The 12,742-nt window shown below is 56.3% G+C and carries 14 protein-coding genes; 9 read left to right on the top strand and 5 right to left on the bottom strand.

Annotation, left to right across the window (positions count from 1 at the left end; all coding sequences use genetic code 11):
- Genes ACR1XU_RS20655 through ACR1XU_RS20645 form a run of 3 tightly spaced genes read left to right on the top strand, consistent with a single transcriptional unit; the run spans position 1 to position 3,222 of the window.
- Positions 1-711, top strand: a complete 711-nt coding sequence (locus ACR1XU_RS20655; RefSeq protein WP_170613893.1) for a GntR family transcriptional regulator — start codon at positions 1-3, stop codon at positions 709-711.
- A gap of 3 nt (positions 712-714) precedes the next feature.
- Positions 715-1,710, top strand: coding sequence for a 4-hydroxythreonine-4-phosphate dehydrogenase PdxA (locus ACR1XU_RS20650; protein WP_170808136.1), 996 nt, complete (start codon positions 715-717; stop codon positions 1,708-1,710).
- A 3-nt stretch (positions 1,711-1,713) separates the two neighbouring features.
- On the top strand, positions 1,714-3,222 hold the full coding sequence (locus ACR1XU_RS20645; RefSeq protein ID WP_480908415.1) for an aldehyde dehydrogenase (NADP(+)): 1,509 nt from the start codon (positions 1,714-1,716) through the stop codon (positions 3,220-3,222).
- A 285-nt stretch (positions 3,223-3,507) separates the two neighbouring features.
- Here the strand turns inward: ACR1XU_RS20645 and ACR1XU_RS20640 are convergent, their stop codons facing one another.
- Positions 3,508-3,846 carry a helix-turn-helix domain-containing protein gene (locus ACR1XU_RS20640; protein WP_170613896.1) on the bottom strand — a complete coding sequence of 113 codons (339 nt, stop codon included), beginning with the start codon at positions 3,844-3,846 and terminating at the stop codon, positions 3,508-3,510.
- A 198-nt stretch (positions 3,847-4,044) separates the two neighbouring features.
- Here ACR1XU_RS20640 and ACR1XU_RS20635 point away from each other — a divergent pair, with 198 nt between their 5' ends.
- Positions 4,045-5,139, top strand: coding sequence for an Ntn hydrolase family protein (locus ACR1XU_RS20635; protein ID WP_480908416.1), 1,095 nt, complete (start codon positions 4,045-4,047; stop codon positions 5,137-5,139).
- Positions 5,140-5,511: 372 nt separating this feature from the next.
- On the opposite strand, the gene ACR1XU_RS20630 is transcribed toward ACR1XU_RS20635, so the two are convergent.
- Complete coding sequence (locus ACR1XU_RS20630) at positions 5,512-6,003, bottom strand: MaoC family dehydratase (protein WP_480492294.1); 492 nt, start codon at positions 6,001-6,003, stop codon at positions 5,512-5,514.
- A gap of 197 nt (positions 6,004-6,200) precedes the next feature.
- Between ACR1XU_RS20630 and ACR1XU_RS20625 the strand changes: the two genes are divergently transcribed.
- A complete protein-coding gene (locus ACR1XU_RS20625; protein ID WP_480908418.1) occupies positions 6,201-6,395 on the top strand; it encodes a hypothetical protein in 195 nt (64 codons plus the stop codon).
- A 48-nt stretch (positions 6,396-6,443) separates the two neighbouring features.
- Here the strand turns inward: ACR1XU_RS20625 and ACR1XU_RS20620 are convergent, their stop codons facing one another.
- From ACR1XU_RS20620 to ACR1XU_RS20610, 3 genes are read right to left on the bottom strand one after another with little or no spacing between them, the layout of a single operon-like run.
- Positions 6,444-7,820 carry an MATE family efflux transporter gene (locus ACR1XU_RS20620; RefSeq protein WP_480908420.1) on the bottom strand — a complete coding sequence of 459 codons (1,377 nt, stop codon included), beginning with the start codon at positions 7,818-7,820 and terminating at the stop codon, positions 6,444-6,446.
- A 12-nt stretch (positions 7,821-7,832) separates the two neighbouring features.
- Complete coding sequence (locus ACR1XU_RS20615) at positions 7,833-8,420, bottom strand: helix-turn-helix transcriptional regulator (protein WP_170613900.1); 588 nt, start codon at positions 8,418-8,420, stop codon at positions 7,833-7,835.
- A gap of 11 nt (positions 8,421-8,431) precedes the next feature.
- Positions 8,432-9,010: a carboxymuconolactone decarboxylase family protein gene (locus tag ACR1XU_RS20610; RefSeq protein WP_480908422.1), complete on the bottom strand. Its 579-nt coding sequence runs from the start codon at positions 9,008-9,010 to the stop codon at positions 8,432-8,434.
- A 313-nt stretch (positions 9,011-9,323) separates the two neighbouring features.
- Here ACR1XU_RS20610 and ACR1XU_RS20605 point away from each other — a divergent pair, with 313 nt between their 5' ends.
- From ACR1XU_RS20605 to ACR1XU_RS20590, 4 genes are read left to right on the top strand one after another with little or no spacing between them, the layout of a single operon-like run.
- Positions 9,324-10,070 carry an amino acid ABC transporter ATP-binding protein gene (locus ACR1XU_RS20605; RefSeq protein ID WP_480492299.1) on the top strand — a complete coding sequence of 249 codons (747 nt, stop codon included), beginning with the start codon at positions 9,324-9,326 and terminating at the stop codon, positions 10,068-10,070.
- Position 10,071: 1 nt separating this feature from the next.
- The gene (locus tag ACR1XU_RS20600) at positions 10,072-10,914 is read left to right on the top strand and encodes an amino acid ABC transporter permease (protein WP_170613902.1); all 843 of its coding nucleotides are present in this window, start codon (positions 10,072-10,074) and stop codon (positions 10,912-10,914) included.
- Positions 10,915-10,950: 36 nt separating this feature from the next.
- Positions 10,951-11,784, top strand: coding sequence for a transporter substrate-binding domain-containing protein (locus ACR1XU_RS20595; RefSeq protein WP_480908425.1), 834 nt, complete (start codon positions 10,951-10,953; stop codon positions 11,782-11,784).
- Between the two features lie 55 nt (positions 11,785-11,839).
- Positions 11,840-12,721 (top strand): amino acid ABC transporter permease, encoded by an 882-nt coding sequence (locus ACR1XU_RS20590; protein ID WP_170613904.1) that lies wholly within the window; start codon positions 11,840-11,842, stop codon positions 12,719-12,721.
- Positions 12,722-12,742 lie beyond the last annotated feature (21 nt).

Raw genomic sequence — 12,742 nt, 5'->3', positions numbered from 1 at the left:
TTGAGCGAGAGCTGGATTGATAGCCTGAAAGAAGAAGGTGGTGTAAAGCCACGCAAGACACTTGCCGAAGAAGCCGCCGACAACCTGCGCGAATTTATTCTGCTGGGTAAGCTTGCCCCCGGTACGGCAATTCCCGAACGTGATCTGGCCGAGGCGCTCGGCGTATCCCGTACGCCTTTGCGCGAAGCCTTGCGGTTGCTCGAAGTTGAAGGGTTGGTGGAGTACTCGGCCACACGGCGCCCGCACGTTGCCGACCCTTCTCTGCACGAGTTGACGCAGTATATTTCGGTCTTGGGCGCTCTCGAAGCGTTGGCGGGTGAAATCGCCTGCGTCGAAGCAACGATGGCTGAAATAGCCGAAATCGTTCGTTTGGGCGCTCGTATGTCCAAAGGTTCCGGAAAGCTCGAACCGCTGGAGTTCTTTCAACTCGACATGCAGTTTCACGCGGCCATCGTTGAAGCCAGCCGGAATGAGCCCCTTATCGAAACGCACCGGCAATATAACGCCCGCCTTTGGCGTGCACGTTTCTTGTCGTCGCAACAGGTTGATCGCCGTGACAATACTCTGTCCGAACACTCGCGGATCACCGACGCCCTGCAAAAACGTGACGCAGCCGCGACGCGGCGGGCGCTGCGCGATCACCTGAATAGTACAATCGAGAATATTGAACGCCTTCACGCCCAAAGCAGTGGAGCAAAGTCCGAGGACTGAAAGATGAAGCCCAGAATTGGTATTATTCCCGGTGATCCAAGCGGCATCGGGCCGGAACTGATCGCACGGTTGCTGACTTCGGAGGGCGTTTCCGAGGCGGCGGACATTCTGCTGATCGGCGACAGGCATGTGTTTGAAACGGGACAGACCGTCGCCGGTGAAACTTATGACCTGACCCCCGTAGACGTGTTGGGCGACTGGACCCAAGCCCCTGCGTTCGCCCTGCACGAGATGGAGACGATTGCGCCTGACGAAGTGAGGGTTGCCGAAGTGACCGAAGCTGGCGGAGCATCGGTTCTGCGAACGCTGGATTCCGCTCTGGAACTGACGCGCTCCGGTGTGATTGACGCCATCGTATTTGGACCGTTCAACAAGGCTGCGATGCACTTGGCGGGGCTGGGTCATGATGACGAGCTTCACTACATGGCCGAAAAGCTGGGCGTGACGAACTACATCTCGGAACTCAACACGCTTGACGGCATGTGGACCAGCCGCGTGACCAGTCATGTCGCCCTGCGTGACGTGGCCGACATGATCAGCGAAGAACGCGTTGCCGAAGCGGTGCATCTGATCCACAACACACTGCGCCGTTCTGGTTTAAATCGCCCTCGGATTTCAGTGGCCGCGATCAATCCGCATGCCGGTGACGGTGGAAATTTCGGCACCGAGGAGATCGACATCCTCGAACCGGCAGTCCGCAAACTGGCGCGGGGGCAGATGTCAGTTGATGGTCCGTGGCCGTCCGACACCGTGTTCCTCAAGGCGGTTGCCAAGGAAATCGACGCGGTTGTGACGATGTATCACGATCAGGGTCAGATAGCGCTGAAACTGCTTGGCTTTGACCGTGGTGTGACGGTGCAAGGTGGGCTGCCATTCCCCGTGTCCACTCCGGCCCACGGAACGGCGTTTGATATCGCAGGCCAGGGCTGTGCGGATGTCGGCGCAACCCGCGCTGCTTTTGACATCGCATGTGACATGGTCACGCATTGGGACAACTGAAACATGACTTTCAAGCCGCACGGAAAACACCTGATTGCAGGTGAATGGATCGCTGGAGACGTGAAATTTTCATCCTCCCCGGTGCGTGGGGACGCACATGAATTTTCATCCGGAACCGCCGCCCATATCGACGCATCGGTCCAAGCCGCCGAAGAGGCATTCTGGAGCTTTGGGTATTCCACCCGCGAAGACCGCGCGGCCCTGCTGAATGCGATTGCTGATGAGATCGACGCGCGCGGCAATCTCATTACCCAAACTGGCACGCAGGAAACCGGCCTTCCCGAAGCTCGGATTCAGGGAGAGCGGGGTCGTACCGTAGGCCAGTTGCGCCTGTTCGCCTCTCATATACTGTCAGGTGACTATCTGGACCGCCGCCATGACAAAGCGTTGCCGGATCGAGCCCCTTTGCCGCGTCCTGATCTGAAAATGGTACAGCGCCCTATCGGGCCGGTTGCCGTTTTCGGGGCATCAAACTTCCCGCTTGCGTTCTCAACCGCTGGCGGCGACACCGCTTCGGCGCTGGCCGCCGGTTGCCCTGTTGTGGTCAAAGGCCATCCCGCGCATCCGGGGACCGGAGAGATTGTTGCAGAAGCCATCAAGGGCGCAATCGACAAGACGGGCACGCATCCTGGCGCTTTCTCATTCGTTCACGGTGACACGATGGCGGCAGGGCAGGCACTGGTAACACACCCGCTGATCCGAGCGGTAGGGTTTACCGGCTCTTTGACCGGTGGCCGGGCACTGTTCGATCTTTGTGCGCAGCGTCCTGAACCCATTCCGTTCTTTGGTGAGCTAGGCTCAATCAACCCGATGTTCATCCTTCCGGCAGCCGCGGCGACACGGGGTGCTGAGATTGGCGCCGGTTGGGCAGGTTCGCTTACGATGGGTGCCGGCCAGTTCTGCACCAACCCCGGCATTGCAGTCGTCTTGAAGGACCACGCCGAAGCAATTGCCAAGGCCGCAGTCGAAGGCTTGAAGAACACCGCCCCTCAAACCATGCTGACAGACGGCATTGCGGCGGCATACCGTAGCGGTCAGTCGATGATTGCTGCAGAACCGTCTGTTACCGAATTGCTGGCAACCGCGTCCGACGGGCGAACGGCAACCCCTTTCCTTTATCAGGTCTCGGCGCAGGATTGGCTGGGCAGTGAAACACTGGGACACGAGGTTTTCGGGCCATTGGGGCTCCTGGTAGTCGCAGAAAACATCGGCCAGATGCGGGAAGTGTCAATGTCCCTGCAGGGGCAGCTCACATGTACGCTGCACATGGATTCAGATGACGCGGAAATTGCGCAAACGTTGTTGCCAGTTCTTGAACGCAAAGCTGGCCGGATCCTTGTAAACGGCTTCCCGACTGGTGTGGAAGTCAGCGACACAATGGTACATGGAGGTCCATACCCGGCTTCCACGAACTTTGGGGCAACATCCGTCGGTACACTGGCCATTCGCCGTTTCTTGCGGCCTGTATGCTTCCAGAACGTACCGGACGTAATGTTGCCAGAGCAGTTCTAGCCTCGTCTGTCGTTTCCGGGAGAGGCAAATGAAATCGGAATCGGCCGGGTTCGTCACAGTTCATCATCAGCCTTCAGATGTGTCGATCCGGAAGGGCCGGTTGCGCTGACTTTGCTGCAGCAACTGTGCGGCGGCGCGGGGCGTAAAACAAACCATCGTCGGCCGATGACATTGCTCTTGTCGGGAAAGGTTAGCTCGGCGAGCCGCTCCACAGTGATTTGTGCGAGTGTTCAAGGTCGACACCGAGCCCATGACTGACGTGTGCTGTTCCATTTCGGAATAGCATTACTGGCGTGCTTCCTGATCGCTGAGCAACGCTCGCATGATGGCGCGAATACGGCGTTGATTGTCCGCGTCTAACGCAAAGTACAGTGCATTTGCCTGGGGGTCGCTTTGCTGGGGGCTAATGAGGTCTCCCGGATCAGCGTGAAGCACATTCGCTATTCGAACCAGAGTTGCGACGTTCGGCGTACGCGCCCTGCCGCTCAGCAGGTCTCTGACCGACGTCACGCCAAGCCCCGCCGCTTTCGCTACAGCACCAGGGTTGGTGCCTTGTTCTTCGATGAGGTCCGCGATTTTTTTTGCAATTCGCTTTCCGAGTTCGACGTCGCTCTCAACCTGCATGATTTTCCATCGGTAAATAATGTTCTGTCATTCCTTGGGTTAATGGCGATCTACACATCAGTCAACGGTACCGGCAAAGGTGGCATTGCAAAAACAGCATACCGGAAATGTGCGCAAAATCATTGCACATAGATGATTCAACGTCTATATCGGCCTCACAGAGATGATCAATCACACTAGATAGACGGAGAAACGACAATGACCCTCTTTTCAAAAGTAATGATGGCAACCCTCATGGCCTCGACCGCATTGGCGTCATCAGCGGACGCCTGCTCGCGGCTTGCCAAGCAATCAGACCACGGTGTCGCCTATGTTCGCTCAGTAGATTGGGGCACAAAAACCGGAATGGATCTTGTGACTTTCGGCGTTGGCGATGACGTCACATCTTACGAAGCCGATGGATACTCGCGCCAATCAGACGAACCGGCGAAGAACTTCACTGTAGCTTGGGTAGAGAACGAGTCTTTCCACGGTGTTCAGGCACAGGCCTTCAACGACAAGGGAATGGTTGCGGATACGCTCTATATGTCCCCCAGTGCAGACTACATTGGTGATTACAAGGACAATGGCGCCCCGGCCGTGAACTTGGCCGACGCGCCGGGTTATCTGGTCGCAATGTACGACACCGCCCCCGAAATCGCCGAGGCGTATAACTCGGGTGAGTTCCAGTTCGCCTGGTCAGCAGATTTGGGTCATGCGGGTCAGCACGGAGTGCATGTTTCGGCCGTGGACGCAAATGGTGATGTCGTTCTGTTCCAAGTGAACGAGGGCGGTGAGGTTCTGGTTTACTCCGGCAATGTTGAAGGTTCGGACCTTGGGGTAAAAGCGAACGCGCCATTGTTGCAGTACCACCGCGAGAACATTGCAGCGTTCAATGCGGAAGATGGAAAGACTGCAGAGAACGTTCCGGCGGACATTTCCTCGGCAAGCCGACACCTGCGTCTGACCTGGCTTAACCAGAACATTTCTCTGGGTGGTATGTCCAAGCCGGAAGCTTTGGGAACGGTACAGAACATGTATGACAGCGGTGCCAGTGTCCCGCAGCAGGTGATCGACCCAACCATCGGAGCGACTTATACCACCAGACAGACCAGCAGAACGATCCTGGGAGACGACGTCATCACAGTGCGGGATTTCGCGACCGCTGCGGAAATTTCGTACTCGATCACAGATGCCAAAATCGCCCACGATCTTAACGGTGGTCAGGTCTGTGCGGATGCCATGGATCAAGCCAACGAAGGTATGCGGATGATCGAGTTCCGCCCGTGCCCGAAACCCGAAGCAGGCTCCTGATGCAACTCCTATGAAACTCAAAAACAGCCCCCGTTACCCGACGGGGGCTTTTCTTATATTGAAATGCCCCGCTGCCAATATCCCCGTCAACTTTGTTGCGCACTGCCAATCTCTGGCGGCGACAGGATATTGCCTTTGAACCGAAGTACGGTCTGACAGGTCGCCACGCAGCAATGCGACAATCCGACGAACGGTAAGAAAGGGGCGAGTGCAATAGCCTTCGGCAACCTGTTGAAAGGATGCTGGAACCTCTCCGTTGGCGATAGAGTGCTCCGAGCAGATTTTAAAGTGCGGAGGCCGGCCAGGACCGCGATCCGGTGAGGCGCCGAAAACACTCAGAACCCAACTACCGAAATATGAAATTCAACCGACTTATTGCCGCCGTGCCATTACGTGATCCATCACCAAATTGAGCACCTCGATATCATCCTGGTTAAACGTCAGATAGCGGAACCGTACCGTTCCCCGGTCCGGCTTCGAGCGTGATGGTGTGAGCACCTCAACCGTAACACGAGCACGAAGTGTGTCTCCCGGGAACACCGGAGCGAGCCATCGTACCTCGTCCATGCCATGGCCGCCCAGGTTGGTGCCAGTGAGTACGCCGGTATCACGAAACAGCCGGAAGGTGAGCGCTATGGTTTGAAAGCCGCTGGCAATGATCCCGCCGAAAATCGACTCCTTCGCCGCCACTTTATTCACGTGGAAGGGCTGCGGATCGTGCGTAAGTGCAAAATCAATTATTGCGCCTTCGGTGAGCGTAATCCCACCAGTCTCGAAGGTGTCTCCGACTGACAGATCGTCAAAAAACTTGCCGCTGATCATTCCAAGAGCATAGAAAAACGCGCAGTTGTCCGTCAACGACAACCCAACGCCTGCCGATCAGACGTAAGTGGCAAACGCAACGTATACTTGTTTGAACCTGAAACTGACCTCAGTAAAGGTGAATGCCGCCTTCAATAATCACTTTTCGTCGCGAGACCGATGGACTGCTGCAATAAGTCAGAACCTCTTGGACGATGTGATCGATGGATGTCGTTGCATCTACTACGTGGCGCACCTGAATGACCGGGACGCTCTGGCGGGGATCCCTGATCATTCGTCAGGCCGGCGGTCTTGTACATGCAAGCTCAATCCCGGACATGCTGGAACATGGCAGCGCCATTCTGGCCATTACGCCGAAATTGGAACACTTGGCGCTGAGCGACATCGTCCCTCAGGTCCGCCGGACGGATTCAGTGGCCCCGAGAACGAGCTAGTGGGAAAGCCAAATCTTCATCACTGGCAGCATACGTACCGGCCTCTGATTAGATCACCGGCTTCCAGAGTCCACCAAGCTCGCGACGTGCCACGTGTGTTGCAATGAGAACGGCAATCATCCACCCGGTTATGACCGCTGCGGCCGTTCCGATCCACACGCCGATTTCGTTGAAACTCAGCAGGCCGACAAATATCCAGACGAAGAAAGCAACCCCAAAACCCTGCCGATACAGGCTGATCCAGACGGTCCAGATCGGCCTTTTCAGTGCCTGCAAAAGCGAGTTGATCGAAAACAGCATCATGTAGAACGGCAGGATCAGGCTGTCGACGCGCAGGTAGCTTAGTCCCACGCGGATCACTTCGGGATCGTCAGTAAACAGGCCCAGAACCGGACCGCCGAAAATCCACAGGACAGGTGCGGCGATGGCGGTCATGATGAACCCAATCTTCCAGCAATAGAACAAGGCTTCGCGCACTCTCGCACCGTCGCGGGCTCCGAAATTCTGGGAGGCTATGGGCAGAAGGGCGCCGGTGACGCCCAACACGGGCAACAGCAGGATTTGCTCCAGACGAATGGCCACGCCGTACCCTGCGATTGCGTGTTCGCCAAAAATCTTAAGCGCAAACTGCATCACGAACCCGGACAGCAACATCACCAGGAACGACGTGGCTGTGGGCAACACCTGTACCGAGATTTCAGTGAATTTTTCCAGGCGCGGAACAAAATTCCCCGCCCGCATCCGTTGCATCCTGCGCCGTCTGAGCACCTGACGTATCAGGAAGAGCATGACCCCTGTCTGACTGATCACGGTTGAAACTGCCAAACCATCAAACCCGATGCCGGGAACCAGGCCCGGAACCCCGTAGATCAGCAATGGATTCAGTCCGATGTTGGCGAAAAATGCGACAATCAGCGCCCGCTGCATGGAAACGGCATCGCCATGTGCCTGAAGGATACCGTTACAGCCAAAGGCCAGCAGAAAACCTGGAAGAGCAAGGAGCAACCAAAAGAAATACCGCAGACCTGCATCGCGATAATCCCCGGGCTCGGACACCAAACGGATCAGTGCAGGACCATACCACAGACCAGCCAGCGCAAGGACGCACGCGGCCAGGAAGCCATAGCTCATGCCTTGTGCGGCCAGTCTGCGTGCCTTTCGATGATCACCCGCGCCCAGTGCGTTGCCGACGAGTGCACTCATTGCAGCGCCAAGCCCAACGCCTATTGAGATCGCAACAAAAAACGCCTGAAACCCAAGTGCGAGCCCGGCCTGAGCACTTGTGGACAAGAGCCCTGCGAAGAACATGTCGACAACATTGTAGAGCGTGTTGAACAGCATCCCGATGGCGCCGGGAATGGCCAAGGTGCGAAAATGCACCGAGATCGGCCCTCGCGTCAGATCAAGATCGGCAGGAATGGCCATTTCAGCATTTCTTTACGGGCGCTCGGCCTGAACGGTCAGAAAGACGAATTCCGGTGTCAAAACCTCTTCGAACCCATGGTTCAGTTCGGCATCGACGCTGATGCTGTCCCCGGCTGACAGGGTGAATCGCGCCTCGCCGTAACGATAGACAGCCTGACCCTCCAGCGCCTGAACAAAGACGACACCGTGGCCGACATAAGTTGGCGGGCGCCCTTCATCGCGCAGAAGAGTGACCCGCCGCGCCTGAAATCGCAGGTCCTTGCGGGAATGCAGGGCCAGATTGACGTATTCATGGGAATGCCCGCCAGCAAGACGGGTAGACTTCAGCCCTTGTCCGTGGCGAACCAGGGTATAGTCGGTGTGATCTGTCCGCGCTTCGCGAAACAGCGAGACGATAGGCACTTCAAGTGCCTCGGCCAATGCGGCCAATGTATCAATCGAAGGTGACACAAGCCCGTTTTCAATGCGGCTGACCATCGCCGCTGAAATGCCCGATTGCTCGGCCAGACGACGGGCCGATTGTTTCCGGCTTTGGCGCAGCTCCTTCAGCGATGCACCGATCGCGCGGTCAATTTGTCTTCCCGGAGTGTCATCCTGCATGGTACATCCCGTCACTCGTCGGCGTAATAACCCACGACATCTCCCTCTGTGGTCACGCCGAGACCGTTCAGCAACCTGTTCACGTAGTTGAAGTACCCAACAATCTGGTTGATTTCGAGGATCTCTCCGTCGTCCCATCCGGCTTTCTTCAGGGCCGAGACGTCAGACTCGGCCATCGCGGCGGGCGATTGGGTAAGTTTCCCGGCATAGATCATCGCTGCCAGCTCTGCGCCGTCAAATGCGTCCTCGGGGCGGTTGGCCTTCAACGCCGCTTCAATCCTGTCGGCGCGTGCATCATCCCCGATCAGATGCCGGGCATTGGCCCAGTGATTGGCATAGGAATAGGGGCAGCCGTTCAGGGTGGACACATAGGAACTTATGACTTCCTGAAACCACATGGGCACGGTGTTGACGTCATCGTGCAGACAGGCCCGGTACAAAATAACGTGCCCATTCATCGTATTGGGCCGCAGCGAATGCACGCGCATGACATTGTCGACGGTTCCGTGCGGCGTACGGGCCAGGTCCAATGCGGCCTTTAGCTGATCGTCGGCATCCTCGTCAGAAATCATCCGAATCCAGGCAGACATTCATGCTCCTTCCGTTGGCCGTCAGCTCAAATTTCAGGCAGTCAGAAACTACCCGCTGAGTTTTTTATTGACGAATATTGCATATTAAGCAACCATATTAATCAGTGCGCAACATAATTGAGGATTCCATGGCCTTACCAGATTGCCCCACTCAATCGTATCGCCAAGTCGATGGCACTGCTTGGGCCGATCCAGAATTGCGCCGAAACAAGTGTTCCGCGCGCAGGTTTTTCCGAAGGCGACCGCTCTTGCCACAGGCTTCCTGAACTCACAACGCCCTCAATATGCGATCCCGAATTAGAACAGGTCAGGCATGAACCAACCCACTCCGATGATCGAGGTAAGCAATCTGGACAAGTTCTATGGTGGCTTTCACGCGCTGAAGAACATCGATCTGACTGTTCACCAGGGTGAAAAGGTTGTCATCTGTGGTCCCTCAGGTTCCGGGAAGTCTACCCTGATCCGTTGTTTCAACGGGCTGGAGTGGCATAATTCTGGACGCCTCGTGATTGATGGGATCGAGGTTTTTGAAGGGGCCAAAGAAATTCGGGAGCTGCGTCAGGAAGTTGGCATGGTCTTCCAGCAGTTCAATCTGTTTCCACATCTGACTGTGCTGGAAAACCTGATGATCGGCCCCATGAAGGTACGTAAGGTCCCGAAGGCAAAGGCCGAAGAAACCGCGCGCAACTATCTTGACCGTGTCCACATTCCGGAACAGGCCGACAAATACCCGGCGCAGTTGTCCGGCGGTCAACAGCAGCGCGTGGCTATTGCCCGGTCTCTTTGCATGGAGACCCGGATCATGCTGTTTGACGAACCGACTTCCGCACTTGACCCTGAAATGATCAATGAAGTGCTTGATGTGATGGTCGAGCTTGCCGACACAGGCATGACGATGGTTGTCGTCACGCATGAAATGGGTTTTGCCCGCAAAGTCGCTGACACGATGGTTTTCATGGAAGCCGGTCAGATCGTCGAAGTTTCGCCGCCGGAACAGTTCTTTACCAACCCATCCAGCGAACGGTGCCGGTTGTTCCTGAACCAGATACTGGAACACTGACATGAGCGATCTGGGCATATCTGCACCAAAGGGCCAGCCGCTGCCCAAGCCACCGCTCTACAAGCGCTTTTTCGGCTCGGTCCCCGTTTCCGTCGTCATGTATGCGATCATCGTGGGGCTGATTGCCTATGGCTCTTACGTTGGCGCGCAGGGCATGGGATACAACTGGCAATGGTACAGGGTGCCGCAATTTCTGTACCGAAACACCGAACTGGGGTTCGAATGGGGTGAAATCCCGATCGGGCTGGTGGCCACAATCAAGCTATCGGTCACCGCGTTTCTGCTGGCAACCGTTATTGGATTGTTCGTGGCGCTGCTGCGCCTGTCCGGTCTGGTCGTTGGGTCGGCCGTCGCCGTCGGTTATCTGGAACTGATCCGAAACATCCCGCTGCTGGTGCTGCTCTATCTGTTCTATTACGTTCTGGGGCCGATTTTCGGGTTTGATCGCTATACCGCCAGCATCCTGACGCTGGCCGTGTTCCATTCCGCCCTGATATCGGAAATCCTGCGGGCCGGGATTAACGCGGTTCCGACCGGTCAGTGGGAGGCCGCCAAATCCATCGGGATGAGCCCTGCCCAGACGTATCGCTATATCATCCTCCCCCAATCCGTCCGTTTCATGCTGCCGCCGATGACCGGCGAAGTCGTACACCTTATCAAGTCCTCAGCGATTGTCAGCGTGATTGCGGTGGCCGAACTGACCACTTTCGGACGCAACATCATTTCAGACACGTATATGAGTTTCGAAATCTGGTTCACCATCGCACTGGTCTATCTGGTGGTGACCCTGATCCTGTCGATTGGCGTAAGCCATCTGGAGAAGAAATATGCCGTCGACCAATAAAACTGAAACAATTGTCGGACAACAAGGAGAACCAAGATGAAGCTTTCTCGCAGAATGCTCGGGGCAGCCCTGGGCGCGGTCGTGGCGACTGGTGTGGCGACGTCGGGCTGGGCGCAAAGCGCGACCCAGGAACTGTCCAGCGAAAGTGTTATTGAAACCATCAAACAGGACGGGGTGATCCGGATCGGCCTGTCGCTGTTTGTGCCATGGTCGATGCGCGACAAGAATGGCGATCTGATCGGCTTTGAACTGGATGTCGGCCGAAAACTGGCCGAGGACATGGGCGTCGAGGTCGAGTTTGTGCCCACCGCCTGGGATGGCATCATTCCAGCGCTGGTATCTGGCAATTTTGACGTGATCATCTCGGGCATGTCCGTGACGGCACAGCGTAACCTGACAATCAATTTCACAGACCCATATGCATTTTCGGGCCTTGCAATCCTGGCGAACAAGGAGTTGACGGCAGGCATGGCGCGCGACGATCTGAATTCGTCGGAGGTAACTTTCGCGGCCCGTCGCGGCGCGACCCCGGCGACCGTGATCGCCAAGGCATTTCCCGAAGCCAACCTGTTGCTTTTTGATGAAGACGGCGCGTCCACTCAGGAAGTTCTGAACGGGAATGCCCATGCCACGATGGCGTCGCAACCGACCCCCAACCGTGAGGCAGGTCGCAACCCCGAGACATTGGTTGTTCTCGAGGGCGAACTTTTCGACCCGCGCGGTGAAGCATTTGGCATGCGCAAGGGCGACCCTGACGCCATGAACTTCTTCAACAACTGGATTGCCCAGCAATGGCGGTCCGGCTGGCTGGAAGAGCGTCACAACTACTGGTTCGCCACCGAAGAGTGGGCTGATCAGGTTGCACAGTAACAAATCCGACTGGGGGCGGGCACACCGCCCCCGGAACTAAGGCGGAGCGGACCCGGTGCAGAACTTCCTCAAGAAACTCAGATGGCCTGATTACCTGATCATGGCGATTTTGCTCGCCTTCTTCGGGTATATCTGGGTGTCGATTGAAGGCACGCTGAACTACAAGTGGCGCTGGGAACTGATCCCCGGATATATCGTTGGCTGGCATACAGGTCGTGAGGAGTATTTTGCCAACCTGCTGTTGCAGGGTCTGGCGGCCACCATTCGCATCAGCATTTATTCGGGCATTCTGGCTTTGCTGCTGGGCACGATACTGGGTGTCGCGCGCTGTTCGGCCAACCTGACGATCCGGATGCTGGCGCGCACCTATCTGGAATTCCTGCGTAATGTCCCGCCCGTTGTTGTTGTTTTTATCTTCTTCTTTTTCCTGTCCCAGCAACTGATCGATGCGTTGAACCTAGAACGCTGGGCCCGCGGAATTGCACGACAGGAAGACAACCAGATCTGGACGTTTTTCTTCGGCGAAATGCGGCGTTTCCCATCGTTGGTTTCCGGCGTCATCGTTCTGGCCCTGTTCGAAAGCGCGTTTGTGGGGGAAATTGTCCGGGCCGGGATTCAGTCCATCCCAAAAGGCCAGCGCGAAGCTGCCCGTTCGATCGGGATGAGCCGTTTTCAGGAGCTGCGCTACATCGTGCTGCCTCAGGCGATGAAAAAAGTGGTCCCGCCACTGGCAAACCAGTTCATATCCCTGATCAAGGACAGCTCGATCCTGTCACTGATTTCGGTTCAGGAACTCACTTACAAGACAGTTGAACTTGTCGCTTCATCTAGGATGATATTCGAGGCGTGGATCACGACCGCAGCGTTTTACTTTGTCGTATGTTTCGGTCTCAGCCGTCTTTTTGCACGCCTCGAAAAACGATCAGACAAAAGATGAGTTTGTTATCCGTCTGAACGT

Source organism: Ruegeria sp. D1(2025) (assembly GCF_056536425.1).
The sequence above is the reverse complement of the archived record's forward strand: the minus strand, read 5'-3'. Positions and strand labels throughout refer to the sequence as shown.